This is a genomic window from Variovorax sp. GW821-FHT09D07 (genome assembly GCF_059416345.1).
This window is the reverse complement of sequence record NZ_JBWKOY010000004.1, coordinates 302,487-321,824: the sequence shown is the minus strand read 5'-3', so window position 1 is coordinate 321,824 and position 19,338 is coordinate 302,487. Positions and strand designations below refer to the sequence as shown.

Sequence of the window (19,338 nt, the reverse complement as noted above, 5' to 3'; positions counted from 1 at the left end):
GTTGCAGATGTCCGGAAGCAGCGGGCCGGCGCAACGAGGCGCCCCTATCGTCGCCGCTCCTTCACTTCATCCGCCGCACCCCATGACCCCCGAGCAGAACAAGCGCGCCGTCGTCGACGCCTGGAAGGCCTTCGCCAGCCGCGACCCGCAGCGCGTGCGCGCCGCCTTCACCGACGACGCCGAATGGCTGGCGCCCAAGGACAACGCCACCGGCGTGGCCCTGGGCTTCACCGACCACATGATCGGGCCGGACACGATCGTTCGCTTCCTGGTCGAGGAGTTTCCGAAGCTGTTCGTGGCCGATGTCTCGGTGGACTTCACCCACCTGCTCTGCGACGGCGACACCGTGGTGCTGGAGATGCGCCTGCAGGCCACGCTCGCCAACGGCCGGCACTACGACAACGACTACTGCTTCATCCTCGAATTGCGCGAGGGCCGCATCGCCCGCATGCGCGAGTACATGGACACGCAGAAAGGCCGCCGCAGCGTCATCGGCGACCTTCCGGCCGACCTCAGGGCTGCCGGGCCCGTGCTTGCAGTTCCCGCTTGAGCAGCTTGCCGTTGGCGGTGGTCGGCATCGCCTCGATCACCTCGATGCGCGCCGGCCGCTTGTAGGGCGACAGGTGCTCGGCCAGATGCGCGCGCAGCGCCGCTTCGTCGAGCACCGCGCCAGGGTTCAGCTCGACGAAGGCGACGATCTGCTCGTTGCCGTCGGTCTCGAGCACGCCGACCACGGCGCACAGGTGCACGCCCGCGAAGCGCCCGATCACCGCCTCGACCTCGGCCGGGTACACGTTGAAGCCCGAGCGGATGATCATTTCCTTCAGCCGCCCCACCACGAACAGCGCGCCGTCGGCGTCGAAGCGGCCGAGGTCGCCGGTGGCGTACCAGCCGCCGGGGCGCATCACCTGCGCGGTGGCGGCCGCGTCGCGGAAGTAGCCCAGCATCAGGCCCGGGCCGCGCAGCCAGATCTCGCCGGTGTCGCCGATGGCGGCTTCGGTGCCCTCGGCCGTGACGATGCGCCCTTCGCCGCCCTCGACCACGTAGCCGGCCGAGGTGTCGGCGCGTGGCGCCTCGGTGCGCGTGAGAAACACCGAGCCCGCGTACTCCGACAGGCCGTAGCCGTAGTGCAGCGGCTGGCCGAACAGGTGCTCCACGCGCTGCTTGAGCGCGGGGTCGAGCGGCGCGGAGCCGGTGTAGACGTAGCGCAGCTGCGGAAAGCGCGGCACGAGTTGCTGCGCTTCGATGTGCGCCAGCAGCCGCGCGTACATGGTCGGCGGCCCGAGCAGGTTCGACACCTGCCCGTGCGCCAGCGCCTCGAGCATGTCGGCCGGCGAGAAGCTGCCGCGCAGCACCAGCGCGGCCCCGCCCGTGAGCGCGGCCATCAGCACGGTGCCGATGCCGAAGATGTGGGTCATCGGCAGGAAGGCGTAGACGCGGTCGCGCGTGTCGAGCGCGCGCACCGCCGCCGACACGCGGCCGAAGTGCAGCAGCCCGCGGTGCGACACCATCACGCCCTTGGGCGTGCCCGAGGTGCCCGAGGTGAAGATGATCGCGGCGGCATCGGCCAGCGCCGGGTCGGGCTCGGGACGGGCGTCGGCGCGCGCGGCGGTGAACATCACGCCGGGCAGCGTGGCCGGCACGGCCGACGCGCGCTGCGCGTGCGTGCGCGCCGCATCGGACGCGTCGGTGGTGAAGCCACACAGCCGCGCGTCGGCGCGCTCGGCAATCGCCGCGATCTCGCCCGGCGACATGCGCGCGTTGACGCCGCACGACCACGCGCCCACGCGGCTGCAGGCCAGCAGCAGCGCGATGTGGGCGGCGCAGTTCTCGGCCACCAGCAGCACGCGGTCGGTCGGCCGCACGCCAGCGGCAAGCAGGTCGTTCGCGGCGGTCTCGACCATGGCCTGCAGTGCGCCATAGGTGGTGGTGCCATCGGGTTCGTGGAGGAACACCGCGTCCGGCGTGCGGGCCGCGCGGTCTTCGAGCAGGTGATGAATGCGGGGGGGCATCGGCTATTCCGCCTCGATGCCCTTGGAGGCGCTGGCCCACAGCTTGCGGTCCGACACGCCCTTGGTCGCCAGCACCTCCGGCGCGCCTGTCCAGACCTCGTAGCCCTGCTCGCGCAGGCGGTGGGCGATGTCTTCGCGCGCCAGCATCTTCTGCGCCGCGGCGTTCACGCGCGCCACCAGCGCCGGGTCCATGCGCGCCGGGCCGTACAGGCCGAACCAGCCGCCCACGTCGTAGCCGGGCACGCCCGACTCGATCATGGTCGGCACGTCGGGCAGCATGCGGTTGCGTTGGCGCGAGGTGACGGCCAGCGCGCGCAGCTTGCCCGACTGGATGAAGGGCCGCGAGGTGGCGATGATGTCGAACATCATCGGCACGGTACCGGCCATCACGTCGGCCAGCGCCGGGGCGCTGCCCTTGTAGGGCACGTGCGTGAGCTGCACGCCGCTCATCTTCTCGAGCAGCGCGCCGCTCAGGTGGTTCGACGCGCCCACGCCCGCCGAGCCGTAGAACAGCTTGCCGGGCTTGGCCTTGGCATAGGCCAGCAGCTCGCCCACGTTGCGCACCGGCAGGTCGTTGTTGACCACCAGCACGTTGGTGTAGTCGACCAGCGGCGCCAGCGGCGTGAGGTCCTTCATCGGGTCGAAGGGCATGCTGCGCTGCACGTTCGGGTTGATGGTGATGGTCGGGCTCGCGCCGAAGAACAGCATCGCACCGTCGGGCGGCGCCTTGGCCACGGCGTTGCCGCCGAGCGAGCCGGCGGCGCCGGGCCGGTTGTCGACGATCACCTGCGTGCCCAGCTCCTGGCCCAGCGCGGGCGCAAGCAGGCGCGCGGCGCCGTCCACCGGCCCGCCGGCCGAATAGCCGACCACCAGCTTGATGAGCGGCGGCAGCGGCTGCTGCGCGAAAACGCGCGAAGGCAGTGCGGCCAGCGCCGCGCCGCCCGCCAGCGCGGCCATGAGCTGGCGGCGCGAAAGAAGGTCGAGGGATTGCATGAGCGTTGTCTCCAGTTGTGTATGTCTTTGGCGGCTCACATCGCTCAGGCCGGCAAGTCCAAAACTTGCCGCGCGAGGATGTTGCGCTGGATCTCGTTCGTGCCGCCGTAGATCATGGCGGCCGTCGAACCGATGAGCGGCGAGAGCACGTTGAAGCTCTGGCCGTCGAGCACCTGGTCGCCCGCGACCGCGCCCTGCTCTTCGCCGGCCTCGACCAGCAAGGCGCCGATGCGGTGGTAGGTCTCGCTGGCCCAGATCTTCAGCAGCGACACCGACGCCGGCAGCGGCTTGCCCGCGCGCACGATGTTTGCGAAGCCCGTGTACGCGGCCGACAGGTCGAGCACGTCGAGCCGCAGCGCCGCGAAGCGTTGTGCGAACACCGGGTCGGCGAACAGGCGCCGCGCCTGCCCGAGCCGCGCCAGCTGGCCCAGCGCGTACTGCGACTGCTTGGGGCTGCCCAGGAAGATGCGCTCGAAGCCCAGCAGCGCCTTCGCGATGGTCCAGCCGCCGTGCAGCCGGCCCACGAGCTGGTCGGCCGGCACGCGCACGTTGTCGAAGAACACCTCGCAGAACTCGGGCTCGCCCGCCAGCGTGTGGATCGGCCGCACCGTGACGCCCGGCGTGCGCAGGTCGCACAGCAGGAAGCTGATGCCCTCCTGCTTGCGCGCGCCCTTGTCGGTGCGCACGAGCATGAAGATGTGGTTCGCATCCTGCGCGAGCGTGGTCCAGATCTTCTGGCCGTTGACGACGAAGTGATCGCCCTGCGCATCGCGCCCCGCCACCGCCTCGGTGCGCAGGCCGGCCAGGTCGGAGCCGGCATTGGGCTCCGAATAGCCCTGGCACCACACGTGCTCGCCGCTGAGGATGCGCGGCAGGAAGCGCTGCTGCTGTTCGGGCGTGCCGTGCTGGATCAGCAGCGGGCCGATCATCACGATGCCCTGGTCGGGCGCGCGCGCCACGCCGTGCTGCTCCAGCTCCTCGATCCAGGCAATGAGCTTGTCGGCCGGCAGGCCCATGCCGCCATGCGACTGCGGCCAGGCCGGTGCGATCCAGCCCTGCGCCGACAGCGTGAGGTACCACTCGCGCATCTCGCTCCAGCGCGCGCGGTGCGAGAGGTAGCGCAGATGCGCCGGATAGCGCTGCTGCAAAAAGCCGCGCACCATGCGGCGGAACTCGGCCTCGGGCATGGCGGACCAGTCGGTGGTGCGCGCGAGGAACTCGCCGTTCCAGGCCGTAGCACTGCCCGCAGCAGCTTCAGCTTCGCCGGTCAGCGCGGCATGCCGGCGCTGGTGCGCCGTGGCATTGCCCAGCCACGCCGACAGGCACAGCACGCGCTTGTAGAACAGGCTCAGGTCGCACTCCTGCGTGTAGCCGATGGCCCCGTGCAGCTGCACCGCCGCGCGCGACGCCTGCAGCGCGGCAGCCGTGCACCGCGCGTTGACGCGGCTGGCCTCGGCTTCGAGCCGGTCAGAAGGCAAGGTGCCGTCGCTTGCCAGCGCCAGCACCTCGTTGAGCGTGGCCTGCGCCACCTCGAGGTGGATGAACATGTCGACGCTGCGGTGCTGCAGCGCCTGGAAGCTGCCGATGGGCTTGCCGAACTGCGAACGCGTGCGCAGGTAGGCCAGCGTCTGCGCCAGCATCGCCTGCCCCGCGCCCAGCAGCTCGGCCGCCTGCAGGATCTGCCCCGCCGCGAGCGCCTGGCGCAGCGCCTCCTGCGCAGCCGGGCCGCTGGCCAGTACGGCGTCGGCCGGCAGCACGACCTCTTCGAAACGAAGGTTGGCTGCCTGGCTGCCATCGACCAGCGGCACGATCGTCTCGCTCACGCCGGCTGTGCCGCGCGGCACCCACAGCAGCACGGCGTCGTCCTCGCCACGTGCCGACACCAGCCAGCCGCTGGCGGCGGCGCCGGGCAGCACCATGAGCTTGTCGCCTTGCAGCAGCACGCCGCCCCCATGACCGGACCGCGCCTCGCAGCCGCAGGCCAGCGGCACGGCGCTGAGGTCGCCCGCGCTTTCCTGCCAGGCCAGCGCGGGCAGGCTGCGGCCCGCCACGAGGTTGGCCAGCAAGGCGCGCGCGCCGGGCGATTCGAGCCGCGCCAGCAGCAGCGCGCTCAGGCCCGCCACCGCCAGCAGCGGCTCGGGCGCCGCGTGCTCGCCGGCCGCGCGCAGGATTTCCGCGGCGCCGTCGAGCCCCAGCGCGAGGCCGCCGGCCGCTTCGGGCGCCAGCATGCCGGGCCAGCCGAGCGCGGCGATCTCGCCCCAGCCTTGCGCCTCGTCGGCCTGCGGGAGTTCGGTGCGGGCGCGGCGTCGCGCGGTGGCGCCGCTGCGGGTGAAGTAGTCGAGCGCCGCTTCGCGCACGGCCAGGAGTGAGTCGGAATCCATCGCGCTGTCTGCCTTTTCTTTTCCGTTGCAATGACGAGTCGCAGCGTGCCCGAAGACCCCGCCGGCGGGCATTCGCGATTGCGGAAGGGAGGGTTTCGCAATCACTGAGCGCCTGCGGGCGCGCGCGGGGATAGATTTGCGGCCATGACAAAGATCAAGAAATCCCTGCACACCGACCTCGGCCACAGCACGCCCGACAAGATCACCGTGCGCGGGCGCGACCTGCCCTCGGAAATCCTCGGCCACCTCAACCTGGGCGACATGGCCTTCCTGGAGCTGACGGGTCGCATCCCGACGCCGCAGGAGTCCGTGACCTTCAACGCCATCGTCGTCACGCTGGTGGAGCACGGCGTGACGCCCAGCGCGCTGGCCGCGCGGCTCACCTATGCCGGCGCGCCCGAGGCCCTGCAGGCCGCCGTGGCCGCCGGCCTGTGCGGGCTGGGCACGGTGTTCGTGGGCAGCACCGAGGGCGCCGCGAAGATGCTCTACGAGGCCATTCCCTTCGGCGAGAAACCATCACGCCCGCTCGCCGACATGGCGAAGGACATCGTGGCCGACCACCGCGCGCGCAAGATCATCGTGCCGGGGCTGGGTCATCCGCTGCACAAGCCGATCGATCCGCGCACGCCGCGCCTGTTCCAGATCGCGGCCGAGAACGGACTCTCTTCGCACTACGTCGCGCTGATGCAGGCGGTGCAGGAAGAGGCCGAGCGCGTGTCGGGCAAATCGCTGCCGATCAACGCCACGGGTGCCATCGGCGCGATTGCGGCCGAGTTCGGCTTTCCGTGGAAGATCATTCGCGGCTTCGGCGTGATGGCGCGCGCCATCGGCCTCGTGGGCCACATCCTCGAGGAGATCGACGACCCGATGGCCATCGAGATCTGGCAACGCGTCGAAAAGGAAGCGGGCGGTCCCCGCCAGGACTGAACACGATGATCGCTACCGACAACCGTTTCCCCGACATCCGCGACGCCGTGCGCGACCTGTGCGCGCAGTTTCCCAACGAGTACTTCCGCAAGGTCGACGAGGCGCGCGGCTACCCCGCCGAGTTCGTCGACGCACTCACCAAGGCCGGCTGGATGGCCGCCCTGATTCCCCAGGAATACGGCGGCTCAGGCCTGGGCCTGACCGAAGCCTCGGTGATCATGGAAGAGATCAACCGCTGCGGCGGCAACTCGGGCGCCTGCCACGGCCAGATGTACAACATGGGCACGCTGCTGCGCCACGGCAGCGAGGCGCAAAAGCGCCAGTACCTGCCCAAAATCGCCAGCGGCGAGCTGCGCCTGCAGTCGATGGGCGTGACCGAGCCGACCACCGGCACCGACACCACGAAGATCAAGACCACCGCGGTGAAGAAGGGCGACCGCTATGTGGTCAACGGGCAGAAGGTGTGGATCTCGCGCATCCAGCATTCGGACCTGATGATTTTGCTGGCGCGCACCACGCCGCTGGCGGACGTGAAGAAGAAGTCGGAAGGCATGTCGATCTTCATCGTCGACCTGCGCGAGGCCATCGGCAAGGGCATGACGGTGCGGCCCATTCTCAACATGGTGAACCACGAGACCAACGAGCTGTTCTTCGAGAACCTCGAGATCCCGGTGGAGAACCTGATCGGCGAGGAAGGCCAGGGCTTCAAGTACATCCTCGATGGCCTGAACGCCGAGCGCACGCTGATTGCCGCCGAGTGCATCGGCGACGGCTACTGGTTCATCGACAAGGTCACGGCCTACACCAAGGACCGCGTGGTGTTCGGCCGCCCCATCGGGCAGAACCAGGGCGTGCAGTTCCCGATTGCCGAAGCCTTCATCGAGACCGAGGCCGCGAACCTGATGCGCTACGAGGCCTGCCGCCTGTTCGACGCGCGCCAGCCCTGCGGCGCGCAGGCCAACATGGCGAAGTACCTCGCGGCCAAGGCGAGCTGGGAGGCGGCCAATGCGTGCCTGCAGTTCCACGGCGGCTTCGGCTTTGCGTGCGAATACGACATCGAGCGCAAGTTCCGCGAGACGCGGCTGTACCAGGTGGCGCCGATCTCGACCAACCTCATCCTGAGCTACGTGGCGGAGCACATGCTCGGCCTGCCACGCTCGTTCTGAAGGACTGCACATGAACGCCATCGACCACCCGAGCAAGGTGCTCGCGACCTTCGCGGCCGAGCTGAAGTTCGCCGACATCCCCGCGCCCGTGCTGCGCCGCACCGAGGACCTGATGCTCGACTGGCTCGGCTCGGTGCTCGCGGCCCGCACCGCGAGGCCGATACGCAGCATCGAGCGCTTCGCGCAGATGATGGGCCCCGCCGACGGGCCGAGCGAGATCCTCACCTCGCGGCGCACCAGCTCGCCGCTGTTCGCGGCGATGGTCAACGCGGCGGCCTCGCACTACGTGGAGCAGGACGACGTGCACAACGGCTCGGTGTTCCACCCGGCCGCCGTCGTCATCGCGCCCGCACTGGCCGTGGCACAGAGCCTCGGTGCCAGCGGCGCGCAGCTGCTGACGGCCGTGGTCGCGGGCTACGAGGTGGGTATCCGCGTCGGCGAGTTCCTGGGCCGGTCGCACTACCGCACCTTCCACACCACCGCGACGGCGGGCACGCTCGCGGCAGCCGCGGCGGTGGGCCGCCTGCTCGAACTGTCGCCGCAGCAGATGCTGCATGCCTTCGGCTCGGCGGGCACGCAGTCGGCCGGCGTGTGGGAGTTCCTGCGCGATGCCGCCGACTCAAAGCAGCTGCACTGCGCGCACGCGGCGGCCAGCGGGCTGATGTCGGCCTACCTCGCGCAGGACGGCTTCACGGGCGCGGCCAAGATCCTCGAAGGTGCGCAGGGGCTGGGCGTGGGCATGTCGAGCGACGCCGATCCGGCCAAGCTCACCGACGGCCTGGGCACGCGCTGGACGCTGGCCGAGACCTCGTTCAAGTACCACGCCTCCTGCCGCCACACGCACCCGGCCGCCGACGCGCTGCTGCAGGTGATGGAACAGAACCAGCTCAAGCCAACCGACGTGTCCCGGGTCACGACCCATGTGCACCAGGGCGCCATCGACGTGCTGGGCCGCGTGACGGTGCCCGCCACGGTGCACCAGGGCAAGTTCTCGATGGGCACGGTGCTGGGCCTCATCGCCGTGCATGGCCGCGCGGGCCTGGGCGAGTTCGACCGCGACTTTCTCTCGCCCGAGGTCTCGGCCTTCCGCGAGAAGGTGACGATGGCACTCGACGACGAGGTCGACACCGCCTACCCCGCGCGCTGGATCGGCAAGGTCAGCGTGCACACGGCCGACGGCCGCACGCTGGCCGGCCGCGTCGACGAGCCCAAGGGCGATCCAGGCAACAGCCTGAGCCGCGCCGAGATCGAGGACAAGATGCAGCGCCTGGCGCACTACGGCGAAGGCGCGACGGCCGACGAAGCGAAGGCGCTGTGCGAGCGCGTCTGGCAGCTGGCCGGCACGGCCCGCGTGGGGCGCTGGCTCGGCTGACGCCGCTCAGGCAAACAGCCGGCCCTGCCCCGGCGAGCGCGCATCGAGCCCGGCGGTGCGCACGAGGTCCCAGAAGCCCGCGGGCGAGCTGGACACCACGGGCACCCGCAAGCGCGCCTCGACCTCGCGCACGGCATCGAGCGTGACGAGGCCGCCGCACGAGATGAGGAGGCCGTCGGCGCCGGGCTGGTCGTCGAACACCTTCAGGCACAGGTCGACCAGCACCTCGGTCGACACCTGGCCCACGGCCTGCACGTCGGAGATGGCCAGGCCTTCGAGCGCCAGCGGTTCGAAGCCGCTCTGTTCGAGGTAGGTGCACAGCTGCGTGTTGACCTCGTCGATGTAGGCGGTGGCGACGGCCACGCGCCGCACCTTCAGGTGGCGCAGGCCCGCGAGGATGGCGTCGCTCATCGTCGTGCAGGGCAGGCCCGTGGCCTGCTCCATCTCGCGCTTCAGCTGGCGGGTGAAGGCGACGCCGCGAAAGAAGCTCAGCGAGGTGCCCATGAGGGAGACGGCACTGGCGCCCTCTTCCTTCAACTCCAGCGCCTTGCCGATGACCGAGTCGATCACCTCGGTGTAGCCGCGCGTGGAGATTTCGCCGAGGCCCAGGCCCTTGGCGCTGAAGCGGATGCGGTCGCCGTAGAGCAGCGGGCCGTCGACCGGCACGGCGCCGGCTGCGGGCGGCACGATGAGGCCGAGATGGGGCTGTGTCACCTCAGCTCCCCTCCGCCACGATGCGCTGGTCCGTGATGATGCGTTTCCATCGCGTCGTTTCCTCCGCCATGTCCTTGCCCAGCTGAGCGGGCGTGGCGTAGGCGCGCAGCGTGCCTTGGGCGGCGGCGGCCGTGCCCGTCTCGGGCATGTCGAGCACGGTCTTCACTGCCGCCGAGAGCTTGTCGACCACGTCGTTGGGCGTGCCCGCCGGTGCGAGCAGGAAGATGCGCGGCGCCACGTCGAAGCCCGGCAGCGCCTCGGCCAGCGGCGCCACGCCTTCGGCGCCTTCGAGCTTCGCGTTGTTCAGCAGCGCCAGCGCGCGCAGCTTGCCGGCCTTCGACTGCGCCATCGCAGCCGTGGCACTCACCACGCCCAGCGGCACCTGGCCACCGACCACGTCGGGCACGATCTGCGCCGCGCCCCGGTAGGGCACATGCACCACGAACGCGCCGGTGGATTGCTTGAGCATCTCGAAGCCCAGGTGCTGCACGGTGCCGACACCCGACGACGCGTAGGAGTAGCGCCCCGGGTGCGCCTTGAGTTCCTTGACGAGTTCGGCGGGCGTCTTGGCGGGAAAGTCGTTGCCCGCGACGATCATCAGCGGCGAAACGAAGGCGCCGGCCACGGGCTTGAAGCTGGTCAGCGGATCGATCGCGATCTTCGGCTGCAGCAGCTTGGCGATGAGCAAGGCGCTGTCGCCCATCATCAGCGTGTAGCCGTCGGGCGGCGCCTTGGCGACGAGGTCGGCCGCGATGAGGCCGGTGGCGCCGGTGCGGTTTTCGACCAGCACCTGCTGGCCCAGCACGGCGGGCAGGCGCGCGCTGAGCATGCGCGCGACGGCGTCGACGCCGCCGCCCGCCGAGTAGCCGACGACGATGCGGATGGGCTTGTCGGGAAACTTCTGCGCCCACGCGGCGGGTGCGGCGGCCAGCAGGCCGGCCAGGGCCAGCGCGGCCTGCAGGGCATGCCGGCGCGATGGCCGCATGGCGTCTGTTCTTCTGTCGTTCATCTTGTCTCCGTGGTGGTCGGGATGCGCCGGCCGTCTGCGCGGCCTGGTCGTGGTCGGAAGTGTCGTCGGGTGGCGCGCTCAGGCCTTGCCTTTCCCGTGCGAGGTCGGCAGCTTCGCGAGCTCGCGCACGCGCTCGGCGTTAGGCGTGAAGCCCAGGCCCGGTGCCTCGGGCAGCGTGAGCCAGCCCTGGTCGGGCACGGGCAGGCCGTCGAAGATCTGCTTGAGCATCTGCACCGCGACGTAGTGGTACTCGACCAGCCCGCCGTTGGACACGCCCGCGTGCAGGTGCATGTTGTGGAAGGGCCAGGCGCCGCCGTTGTCGATGGGCACGTTGAAGGCCGCGGCCATGCCCGCGATCTTCAGGCACTGCGAGTAGCCGCCCGAGATGGTCACGTTGGGCTGCAGCACGTCGGCCGCCTGGTTCACCAGCAGGTCGCGAAAGCGGAAGGCCAGGCCCTCGTTCTGCCCGCAGGCCAGCGGAATGCGCGTGCGCGCGCGCAGCTGGGCCATCTGGCGCACGTCGTTCTGCGTGAGCGGCTCCTCGAAGAAGCTGATGCCGTAGGGCTCGATGCGGTGCGCGAGTTCGGTGGCGTGGAACAGGTCGAGGCCGCAGTTGGCATCGACGTACAGCTTGACGTCGGGGCCCACGGCCTCGCGCACGGCGGCCACGCGGCGCACGTCTTCGGCGATGACTTCGTCGAGCGGACGCGGCTCGTCGCGGCGCGCCAGCGCGTGGTTGCCCACGGTCATCTTCAGGCGCTGGAAGCCTTGCGACACCCACAGCTTGGCAGCGGCGGCGAGCTGGTCGCGCTCGAAGAAGCCGAAGCCGAAGGTGGCGTACACCGGCACCTTGGCGCGTGCGCCGCCGAACAGGCGCCACAGCGGCTGGCCCAATGCCTTGCCCTTCAGGTCCCACAGCGCGATGTCGAGCGCGGCGATGGTGTGGCTCGCGTAGCCGGTCTGGCCGCGCGGCGAGAGCAGCCAGTAGAGCTTCTCCCACAGGCGCTCGGTGGCCATCGGGTCTTCGCCGATGAGCGCGGGGCCGGCCACTTCGCGCACGGCAGCGGCGATGATTTCTTCTTCGGTGATGGCCGTCATGCCGTGGCCGACGAGGCCGGTGTCGGTCTCGATCTCGGTGAGGCACAGCGACAGCGAGGTCTGCTTGTTCAGGCCGACCACGTCGATGGTCACGGGGATGTTCAGCGGCGTGGCGCTGACGCGGATGATCTTCAAGGGTGTCTCCTTTGGTGTGCCCGCATCTTTGCGCGAGGGCCGCAGGAGAACAATTCGTTTTTGGCGAGTTCGAGCCTTCGCGCGACGCGAAGGCTCGTCGCCCGATGAGCCTCAGTCGGGACGGCCGAGGTGTTCGAGCACCGAGCGCGCGGCGGCCGTGAGCTCCTGCTGGCGCCGCACGCACAGCAGGTGGCGGCGCAGCGCCCAGGGCGCGTCGAGCTTGAGGCAGCGCAGCTTGAGGATCTGCAGCTGCGGCAGGATGGCCGCATAGGGCAGCACGCCGATGCCCACGCCCTGCTCCACCATGCGGCAGACCATGTCGAAGCTGCCCACCTGCATGCGCACCTTGAGCGGCACCTGGGCCTCGAGCGCGGCCGCGAGCAGCACGCGGTGCAGCGCCGTGCCTTCGCGCACCACGATATGGTCGTGGCGCAGCACCTCCTGCACATCGATGCGCTTGCGGCGCGCCAGCGGGTGGTCGCGCGCGACCACCACGGCCAGCTCGTCGGTGCGGTAGGGCAGGCATTCGAGGCCGTCGGCGGGCGTCTGGCCCTCGATCACGCCGATGTCGGCCAGGCCGGCCTGCACGGCCTTCACCACCTCGGTGCTGGCGCGCTCCTGCAGGTCGATCTTGAGCACCGGGTGCAGGCGCAGGAACGAGCCGATCTGCGCCGGCAGGAACTGCGCGATGGTCGAGGCGTTGGCCGTGATGCTGACCACGCCCGCCACGCCGTTCTGGAAATCGTCGAGCTCGGCGCCGAGCCGGTCCATGGCCGAGAGCACGGCGCGCGCATGCAGGAGCAGCCCATGGCCGGCCGAGGTGAGCGTGACGCCGCGCGCATGGCGCACCAGCAGCGGCAACCGGGCGCGGGCCTCGAGATCGGAGATGCGCTTGCTCGCAGCGGCCAGCGCGATGTGGCAGCGCTTGGCGCCTTCGCTGATGCTGCCGTGGTCGGCCACGGCCACGAACAGGCGCAGCGATTTCAGGTCGGCGGACATGCGGGATGCGCCTTCAGGGCGCAACGAGGTGGTCGAAGAGCTCGCGCGCCGACGCCGGCAGCTGCTCGCGGTCGCGCGCGATGAGCTTGAGTTCGCGCTCGGCCCATGCGTCGCTCAAGGGCACCGTGGCGATCCGCATCGCCATCGACAACCGCTGCGCCGACGACGACGGCAGCACGCCGACGCCCACGCCCGCTTCGATCATCAGGCAGATGGCCTCGAAGCTGCTCACCTGGATGCGCGGGTTGAAGCCGCGCCCCGCCAGCTCCGCGCGGCGCTGCAAAAAGCGATGGATGGCGCTGCCGTGGTGCAGGCCGACGTGCTGCTCGTCGAGCGTGTCGACAAAGGCCACCGAGGGCGCGCCCGCGAGGTGGTGCGTGGCCGGCACGACCAGCACGAGGTGGTTGCGCCCGAACGGGCGCGCATCGAACTCGCCGGTGTGCACGTCGCCCGCGAGGATGCCGATGTCGGCCTCGCCGTCGGCCACGGCGCGCACGATTTCTTCGCTCAGGTATTCGCGCAGGTCGACCTGCACGGCCGGATGCTGCGTGAGAAAGCCCGCCAGCTTCTGCGGCAGGTACTCGGTGATCGAGGTGGTGTTGGCGAACACGCGCACATGGCCCTTGATGCCCTTGCCGAAGTCCTGCATGTCGCAGCGCAGGTGCTCCATCTGCTGCATCACGCGCTTGGCGTGGTACAGCACCGCCTGCCCCGCCGCCGTGAGGCTCACGCCCTGCGCACTGCGGTGCAGCAGCTTGCCGCCCACCGCCTCTTCCATCTGCTTGATGCGCGTGGAAGCCGCGGCCAGCGAGATGCAGGCCTTCTCGGCGCCGCGCGTGAGGCTGCGCGCGTCCGCCACGTAGACGAACAGTTTCAGGTCGAACAGGTCGAAGTGCAGGTTCACCGGGCGGGCACGAAGGAAGCGGGAGGAACGCGCATTGTCCGGCGAACGGCGTCGCCTGCAGCCGCTTGCGGGTTTGTCCTCAGAAGGTGTGAATGAATCCGGACATGGCGGGTCCGCTCACACCTTCTCAGACCGGGTCCCAGCTGAACACGTCGGCCGAGCGGTCCAGCGGGAAGAAACTGGCGCGCATCGCGGGCATGGCGTGCTCGGCGATGCTCTCGGGCGTCCAGCCTTCCGAGCGGTGGATGGAGCGCACCGGGCGCGGCTGGCTGATGAGCGAGATCTCGTTGTTGCGCACCGAGAAGATCTGCCCGTTCACGGCCGCCGCCGCATCGCTCGCCAGGTACACCGCGAGCGGCGCCACCTTGGCGGGCGTCATCTGCTTGATCTTGTCGACGCGGGCGCGCTGCTCGTCGGTGTCGGTGGGAATGGCGCCGATCATGCGGCTCCAGGCGAAGGGCGCGATGCAGTTGGAGCGCACGTTGAACTTGAGCATGTCCAGCGCGATGGACTTCGACAGCGCCGCGATGCCGAGCTTGGCCGCCGCGTAGTTGGCCTGGCCGAAGTTGCCGATCAGGCCCGAGGTGGAGGTCATGTGCACCAGCGCGCCCGCGTTCTGTTCCTTGAAATGCGTCGCGGCCGCGCGGCTCACGAAGTAGGCGCCGTACAGGTGCACCTTGATCACCGCGTCCCACTCGTCGACCGACATCTTGTGGAAGAACCGGTCGCGCAGGATGCCCGCGTTGTTCACCACCGCGTCGATGCGCCCGAAGCTGTCGACCGCGCATTCCACGATGCGCCCCGCGCTTGCGGCATCGGCCACGCTGTCGGTGTTGGGCACGGCCTGCCCACCCGCCGCGCGGATCTCCTCGACCACCTGCTGCGCCGGCCCGGCACTGCCGCCGGCGCCGTCGAGCCCCGCGCCGATGTCGTTGACCACCACCTTCGCGCCGTGCCGCGCCATCGCGAGCGCGATGTCGCGCCCGATGCCGCCGCCCGCGCCGGTGACGACGATCACTTTGCCTTCAACCATGTGTCTTGCCTCTGCTTCGGATGTTCGTTCGCCCGCGAACTCGCGGGGGAATTTCAGAATGCCACAGGCGAGGCAGGCGCGGGTTTGGGGTTTCCGAAGAGGGGCTTCAGGCAGACGGGGTCATGACCTCGCGCGCGCCAGGATTTCCCGCCAGAGCAGGAGCGGGTTTGCGCCGGCGTACCCCGATTCCTGAGCGTCGTTGCATTCGATGATGATCCAGCGGCCGTCCCTGGCCTTGGCAAAGTCCACCACCAGGAACGGCACTTTCAGCCGAGCGGCCGCCTGCTGCGCCAAGGCCAGCCCCACGCGGGCGTCCGCAAGCTCATAGGGCGCCACCTGGTGCCAATAACGGCCCCACCCGACACACTCGCCGTTCCACCAGAACGATCGGTATTCCGCAGAGGGCACGACCTTGCCGGGCACGTGCCCGGCAACCGGCACCAGAGGAACGAACTCCCTGATAACGGGCTTCTGCCAATGAAGGATCGCGTCGTCGCGGTACCTGCTCGCGGCAACTTCGTAGTGCGCTCGACTCTGGATCACCGCAAGATCCGGGTTGTGCTTGCTGGTCTGCCTTGCGCCCTTCATGAAGACCGGCCATGTGAACAGGGCCTCGATCTGCGCCGCATCGGGCAGCGCATCGAAGACAACCGTTCGCGGCGTGAACTCCTCGATGAGGGGGTACCAGCTGTCGAGCTCACTGGCGAGCGCATGCTCCTGCGGTGAGTTGACCGGTCGCAGCCCCATGGCGACTTTCTCGGCATACACCGCGGCGTAATCTTCGATCGGTCCCACGCGAAGCACGCATGGCTCCTCGGCATCCAGGAGATACGGATGGTCGCAGGCGAAATTCAGTTCAAAGTTGAAGTCGTAGCTGGCCACGCCAACCGACTGGCTGACAACGAGCAGCTGCTGTTCGAGCCGAACAAGATTCACGAGGGCTCGCCGGCTCGGTTGCGTCTACTGCCGCGCCGTGCGGATGTTCGCCGGCAGCGCCTGCGGCCAGCTCGTGCGGAACGGGTTGATGTCCAGCCCGCCGCGCCGCGTGTAGCGCGCGTACACCGCGAGCTTGGTCGGCTGGCACTGGCGCCAGATGTCCGTGAACATGCGCTCGGCGCAGGGCTCGTGGAACTCGTTGTGGTTGCGAAAGCTCACGATGTACGCCAGCAGGCCGGCCTGGTCGATGGGCGGGCCGCTGTAGCGGATCTGCACGCTGCCCCAGTCGGGCTGGCCGGTGACGAGGCAGTTGCTCTTCAGAAGCCGGCTGGTGAGGGTTTCGTTCACGTGCACCTGCGTCGTGTCGCTGCTCAGCAGCTCGGGCGCGGGCTGGTAGTGGGTGCATTCGATGTCGAGGCGGTCGAGGTCCAGGCCGTCGATCTCGTGCACGGGCTCGCGGTCGAACAGGTCGGGCGTGAGCAGCTTCACGCCGATGCCGGCCGACTGGTCGCTGCCGCGCCATGCGGCTTCGGCGAGGTCGGTGCGCAGGTGCTCGCGCACGGCATCGATGCTGGCGAAGGTGCTGTTGTTGAAGCTGTTGAGGTACAGCTTGAACGACTTGCTCTCGATGATGTTGGGCGTTTCGCAGGGAATGGTGAAGTGCGCGATGGCCACCTGCGGCTTGCCGCGCGGGTTCAGCCAGCTCAGCTCGAAGGCGGTCCAGAGGTCGGCGCCGAAGAAGGGCAAGGCGCCGGCCTGGATGCCCATGGCTTCGCGCTGCGTGGTGCGTGCGATGGGGAACAGCAGGCTCGGGTCGTACTTGTCGGCGTAGGCCGAGGCGCGGCCGAGCTGCGACTGCTCGGGGGTGTTGGGGTTCGTGTTGGGGTTGGTGGGGTCGTGGCTCATGGGGCGGTTCCGGCATCCGCCGCGTGTGCGAACGGAGCGATGTGGTGGGCGAGGATCGTGCAGACCTCGGGCGGCAGGTCGTGGCCCATGCCGGGCACGGCGATGAAGGTCGCACCCGGAATGCGCTGCGCCGAATCGCGGCCGCAGGCGATGGGCACGAGCGCGTCGGCGTCGCCGTGCAGCACCAGCGTCGGGCGCTGGATGCGCGCCAGCACCTGGGGGCGGTCGTCGTCGGCGCCGATGGCGAGCATCTGGCGCATCAGGCCGGCCGGGTGGTAGGCGCGGCGCATGCTGAAGGTGAGGCGCGTGGCCAGTTGCTCGTCGGTCTGCGGGTAGGCCGGGCTCTGGATGAGCCGCAGCAGCTTGATGCTGTGCGCGACCAGCGCGGCCTCGTCGTGGCTGCGCGGGCGCCGCATGAGCATGGCCCCGACCTCGCGGCGCGGGCCCGGCAGGCCGCGCGCGCCGCTGGAGCTCATGATGCTCACGAGGCTGGCGGTGCGCTGCGGCGCGGTGGCGGCGATGCGCTGCGCGATCATGCCGCCCATCGAGGCGCCGACGATGTGGGCGCGGGCAATGCCCAGCGCGTCGAGCACGCCGAGCGAATCGAGCGCCATGTCCTGCAGCGTGTAGGCGCTGCGCACCTTCAGGCCGATGCGGTGGCGGATGGTTTCCCACACGAGGTTGCCGGTGCCGAGGTGGTCGAAGCCCTGGCTCAGGCCGATGTCGCGGTTGTCGTGGCGCACCACGCGAAAGCCGGCGTCGACCAGCTGCTGCACGAAGCCGTCGGGCCACGCGACCAGCTGCATGCCCAGCCCCATGATCAGCAGGATGACGGGGCGCCCTTCGCCGCCGGTGTCGTCGACTTCGATCTGCAGGCCGTTGGCGGTGACTTTCATCGGGTCCTTGTTTTTCTTTTTACTTGAACTCGCGTTCGCGCAGCCACTTGGTGGCGACCCACTTCTCGCCCGCGAGCACCGGCGCGCCGCCGTGCAGCGTGCGGGTGGCGGGGTCGGGCCGGTCGTAGCTGAAGAAGACGCCGGTGCCGCGCACCGGGGCCACTTCGAGCCCGATGTCGGGGAAGGTGGTGGCGCCGCCCTGCTCGGGCTCCTGCAGGTACATCACGAGCGTGGCCACGCGCTGGCCGCCGCGCTTGAGGATGGTGGGCGTGCCGGGCTCGTGCGGGTCGAAGTAGTCGTAGTGCGGGCGGTACTGCGCGCCGGGCGCGTAGCGCAGGATCTGCAGGCCCTCGCCGTACTCGAGCGGCCAGCGCAGCAGCATGGCCAGGCGCTGTTCGAGGCGCGCGACGATCTCGTTCTCGCCGCGCTCGAAGAACATGCCGTCGCTGGTGCGGTCGACGTTGAGCACCTCGCCGCCGGTGCGGGTCTCGACGGTGAGCGAGCGGGCCAGCCGCACGCGCGCGGCGGCGATCAGGCCTTCGCATTCCTCGACCGACAGCAGGTTGCCGAACACCACGACGCGCGGGTGCCGCACGGTCTGCAGCACCTGCACGCGGCGGTCGCCGGCCTCGATGTACAGCGGCGCGCCGTCGAGGTCGGGGCCGGGCATCTCGGTGCGCGCCGGCGCCAGGGCCGCCTCGACATCGGGGAAACCGGCCTCCAGCTGGGCCAGCGCGAGGTCGGTGGCGGCATCCTGCCAGCCGGCCGCCCGCATCGACATGCGCAACGCGGGCACCGAATGGCCGGCCGCGAGCTGGGCCACCAGCCATTCGCGCAATTCCGGACTGATCGCTTGGGACATGTCAGTGCTCCTCCACTCTGCAATGAGACCCGCAACACATGACTCCACGCAGTTCTTCGCCAGAAACACCGCGGAACCGGCTTTGCCGGGCCGCTGGTGTTGCCCCCTGGAAGGGGGTTGGCGAAGCGACACGAAGTGCGCGCAGCCTGGGGGTCATGCTAGCTTTCTTCTGTACACCAGCCTTTCGGCTGTCGACGCTTGAGCGTCGAAACCATAACCCTCGAGGTCGAATTTTTCCAGCGCCTTGGGCGTGGCCGCCTGGTGCAGCACGGCCCAGCGCGCCAGCAGGCCGCGGGCGCGCTTGGCGAAGAAGCTCACGATCTTGTACTTGTCGCCCTTCCACTCCTGGAACACGCATTCGACCACGCGCGCCTTGAGCACCTTCTGGTCGACCGACTTGAAGTACTCCTGCGAGGCGACGTTGACGACGACCGGCGTGCGGTCGGCCGCGAGGCGCTCGTTCAGGTGCTCGGCAATGCGCGAGCCCCAGAAGGCGTACAGGTCCTTGCCATGGCGGTTGGCCAGCGCGGTGCCCATTTCGAGCCGGTAGGGCTGCAGGCGGTCCAGCGGGCGCAGCAGGCCGTACAGGCCGCTGAGGATGCCCACATGGTCCTGCGCCCAGGCGAGCTGGGCAGGCGTGAGGCTGCGGGCGTCGAAGCCGCCGTAGACGTCGCCGTCGAAGGCGAAGGCGGCCTGGCGGGCGTTCTTGTCGGTGCTCTTGGACGACCAGGCGGCGTAGCGGGCCACGTTGAGGGCCGAGAGCTTGTCCGACAGGTGCATCAGCTCGGCGATGTCCTGGGGCGACTTCTCGCGCAAGAGCTTTATGAGTTCGACCGAGGGGCCGCGCGGGGCTTCGAAATGGGGCTGGGTGGCGGGGGTTTCGGAGGGGACGGGGGTGTCGTAGTCGAGCGACTTCGCGGGGGAAAGCAGGAACAGCATCAGCTGATTATGTGGGGCTGGGGTTTCCCCGGGCCGCCCCGGTAAAATCCCGGGCA

Annotated in this window: 18 protein-coding genes; 4 read left to right on the top strand and 14 right to left on the bottom strand. The window is 69.7% G+C overall.

From position 1 onward, the window contains the following. Window positions 1–82 precede the first annotated feature (82 nt). Window positions 83–550, top strand: a complete 468-nt coding sequence (locus AC07OX_RS17190; protein ID WP_495261089.1) for a nuclear transport factor 2 family protein — start codon at window positions 83–85, stop codon at window positions 548–550. Here the strand turns inward: AC07OX_RS17190 and AC07OX_RS17185 are convergent. Genes AC07OX_RS17185 through AC07OX_RS17175 form a run of 3 tightly spaced genes read right to left on the bottom strand, consistent with a single transcriptional unit; the run spans window position 513 to window position 5,386 of the window. Beyond that, window positions 513–2,012 carry a class I adenylate-forming enzyme family protein gene (locus tag AC07OX_RS17185; protein ID WP_495261090.1) on the bottom strand — a complete coding sequence of 500 codons (1,500 nt, stop codon included), beginning with the start codon at window positions 2,010–2,012 and terminating at the stop codon, window positions 513–515. The two genes, AC07OX_RS17190 and AC07OX_RS17185, sit on opposite strands and share 38 nt — an antisense overlap. 3 nt (window positions 2,013–2,015) lie before the next feature. Next, the gene (locus AC07OX_RS17180) at window positions 2,016–3,005 is read right to left on the bottom strand and encodes a Bug family tripartite tricarboxylate transporter substrate binding protein (protein ID WP_495261091.1); all 990 of its coding nucleotides are present in this window, start codon (window positions 3,003–3,005) and stop codon (window positions 2,016–2,018) included. Window positions 3,006–3,049: 44 nt separating this feature from the next. After that, window positions 3,050–5,386, bottom strand: coding sequence for an acyl-CoA dehydrogenase family protein (locus AC07OX_RS17175; RefSeq protein ID WP_495261092.1), 2,337 nt, complete (start codon window positions 5,384–5,386; stop codon window positions 3,050–3,052). A 144-nt stretch (window positions 5,387–5,530) separates the two neighbouring features. Between AC07OX_RS17175 and AC07OX_RS17170 the strand changes: the two genes are divergently transcribed. Genes AC07OX_RS17170 through AC07OX_RS17160 form a run of 3 tightly spaced genes read left to right on the top strand, consistent with a single transcriptional unit; the run spans window position 5,531 to window position 8,851 of the window. Further along, on the top strand, window positions 5,531–6,313 hold the full coding sequence (locus AC07OX_RS17170; RefSeq protein ID WP_062479773.1) for a citryl-CoA lyase: 783 nt from the start codon (window positions 5,531–5,533) through the stop codon (window positions 6,311–6,313). Window positions 6,314–6,318: 5 nt separating this feature from the next. Continuing rightward, on the top strand, window positions 6,319–7,479 hold the full coding sequence (locus AC07OX_RS17165; protein WP_495261093.1) for an acyl-CoA dehydrogenase family protein: 1,161 nt from the start codon (window positions 6,319–6,321) through the stop codon (window positions 7,477–7,479). Window positions 7,480–7,489: 10 nt separating this feature from the next. Continuing rightward, window positions 7,490–8,851: an MmgE/PrpD family protein gene (locus tag AC07OX_RS17160; protein ID WP_495261094.1), complete on the top strand. Its 1,362-nt coding sequence runs from the start codon at window positions 7,490–7,492 to the stop codon at window positions 8,849–8,851. 6 nt (window positions 8,852–8,857) lie between these two features. Here the strand turns inward: AC07OX_RS17160 and AC07OX_RS17155 are convergent, their stop codons facing one another. The 11 genes from AC07OX_RS17155 to yaaA all read right to left on the bottom strand — a co-directional run bounded on the left by AC07OX_RS17155 (window position 8,858) and on the right by yaaA (window position 19,282). Continuing rightward, window positions 8,858–9,565: an arylmalonate decarboxylase gene (locus tag AC07OX_RS17155; RefSeq protein ID WP_495261095.1), complete on the bottom strand. Its 708-nt coding sequence runs from the start codon at window positions 9,563–9,565 to the stop codon at window positions 8,858–8,860. A 1-nt stretch (window position 9,566) separates the two neighbouring features. Then, on the bottom strand, window positions 9,567–10,574 hold the full coding sequence (locus AC07OX_RS17150; protein ID WP_495261096.1) for a Bug family tripartite tricarboxylate transporter substrate binding protein: 1,008 nt from the start codon (window positions 10,572–10,574) through the stop codon (window positions 9,567–9,569). 78 nt (window positions 10,575–10,652) lie between these two features. Then, on the bottom strand, window positions 10,653–11,807 hold the full coding sequence (locus AC07OX_RS17145; protein ID WP_070062161.1) for a mandelate racemase/muconate lactonizing enzyme family protein: 1,155 nt from the start codon (window positions 11,805–11,807) through the stop codon (window positions 10,653–10,655). A gap of 111 nt (window positions 11,808–11,918) precedes the next feature. After that, a complete protein-coding gene (locus AC07OX_RS17140) occupies window positions 11,919–12,806 on the bottom strand; it encodes a LysR family transcriptional regulator (RefSeq protein ID WP_495261097.1) in 888 nt (295 codons plus the stop codon). A gap of 13 nt (window positions 12,807–12,819) precedes the next feature. Next, complete coding sequence (locus tag AC07OX_RS17135) at window positions 12,820–13,710, bottom strand: LysR family transcriptional regulator (protein WP_489057864.1); 891 nt, start codon at window positions 13,708–13,710, stop codon at window positions 12,820–12,822. A 127-nt stretch (window positions 13,711–13,837) separates the two neighbouring features. Then, complete coding sequence (locus AC07OX_RS17130) at window positions 13,838–14,743, bottom strand: SDR family NAD(P)-dependent oxidoreductase (RefSeq protein WP_495261098.1); 906 nt, start codon at window positions 14,741–14,743, stop codon at window positions 13,838–13,840. 120 nt (window positions 14,744–14,863) lie between these two features. After that, window positions 14,864–15,679, bottom strand: coding sequence for an ATP-grasp domain-containing protein (locus tag AC07OX_RS17125; RefSeq protein ID WP_159273124.1), 816 nt, complete (start codon window positions 15,677–15,679; stop codon window positions 14,864–14,866). A 24-nt stretch (window positions 15,680–15,703) separates the two neighbouring features. Next, window positions 15,704–16,585, bottom strand: coding sequence for an NADPH-dependent 7-cyano-7-deazaguanine reductase QueF (queF, locus tag AC07OX_RS17120; RefSeq protein WP_354342624.1), 882 nt, complete (start codon window positions 16,583–16,585; stop codon window positions 15,704–15,706). Further along, entirely contained in the window at window positions 16,582–17,481 is a 900-nt protein-coding gene (locus AC07OX_RS17115) for an alpha/beta fold hydrolase (protein ID WP_495261099.1), read from the bottom strand. Before AC07OX_RS17115 ends, queF begins: the two co-directional genes overlap by 4 nt. A gap of 19 nt (window positions 17,482–17,500) precedes the next feature. Next, on the bottom strand, window positions 17,501–18,343 hold the full coding sequence (locus AC07OX_RS17110; RefSeq protein ID WP_062479797.1) for a 2OG-Fe(II) oxygenase: 843 nt from the start codon (window positions 18,341–18,343) through the stop codon (window positions 17,501–17,503). 153 nt (window positions 18,344–18,496) lie between these two features. Beyond that, entirely contained in the window at window positions 18,497–19,282 is a 786-nt protein-coding gene (yaaA, locus tag AC07OX_RS17105) for a peroxide stress protein YaaA (protein WP_495261100.1), read from the bottom strand. Between the last annotated feature and the right edge of the window lie 56 nt (window positions 19,283–19,338).

Bases quoted from the DNA above. Each gene is read 5' to 3' on its own strand.
- AC07OX_RS17190 (WP_495261089.1), top strand. From the start codon at position 83: ATGACCCCCGAGCAGAACAAGCGCGCCGTCGTCGACGCCTGGAAGGCC.
- AC07OX_RS17185 (WP_495261090.1), bottom strand. From the start codon at position 2,012: ATGCCCCCCCGCATTCATCACCTGCTCGAAGACCGCGCGGCCCGCACG.
- AC07OX_RS17180 (WP_495261091.1), bottom strand. From the start codon at position 3,005: ATGCAATCCCTCGACCTTCTTTCGCGCCGCCAGCTCATGGCCGCGCTG.
- AC07OX_RS17175 (WP_495261092.1), bottom strand. From the start codon at position 5,386: ATGGATTCCGACTCACTCCTGGCCGTGCGCGAAGCGGCGCTCGACTAC.
- AC07OX_RS17170 (WP_062479773.1), top strand. From the start codon at position 5,531: ATGACAAAGATCAAGAAATCCCTGCACACCGACCTCGGCCACAGCACG.
- AC07OX_RS17165 (WP_495261093.1), top strand. From the start codon at position 6,319: ATGATCGCTACCGACAACCGTTTCCCCGACATCCGCGACGCCGTGCGC.
- AC07OX_RS17160 (WP_495261094.1), top strand. From the start codon at position 7,490: ATGAACGCCATCGACCACCCGAGCAAGGTGCTCGCGACCTTCGCGGCC.
- AC07OX_RS17150 (WP_495261096.1), bottom strand. From the start codon at position 10,574: ATGAACGACAGAAGAACAGACGCCATGCGGCCATCGCGCCGGCATGCC.
- AC07OX_RS17140 (WP_495261097.1), bottom strand. From the start codon at position 12,806: ATGTCCGCCGACCTGAAATCGCTGCGCCTGTTCGTGGCCGTGGCCGAC.
- AC07OX_RS17130 (WP_495261098.1), bottom strand. From the start codon at position 14,743: ATGGTTGAAGGCAAAGTGATCGTCGTCACCGGCGCGGGCGGCGGCATC.
- queF (WP_354342624.1), bottom strand. From the start codon at position 16,585: ATGAGCCACGACCCCACCAACCCCAACACGAACCCCAACACCCCCGAG.
- AC07OX_RS17115 (WP_495261099.1), bottom strand. From the start codon at position 17,481: ATGAAAGTCACCGCCAACGGCCTGCAGATCGAAGTCGACGACACCGGC.
- AC07OX_RS17110 (WP_062479797.1), bottom strand. From the start codon at position 18,343: ATGTCCCAAGCGATCAGTCCGGAATTGCGCGAATGGCTGGTGGCCCAG.
- yaaA (WP_495261100.1), bottom strand. From the start codon at position 19,282: ATGCTGTTCCTGCTTTCCCCCGCGAAGTCGCTCGACTACGACACCCCC.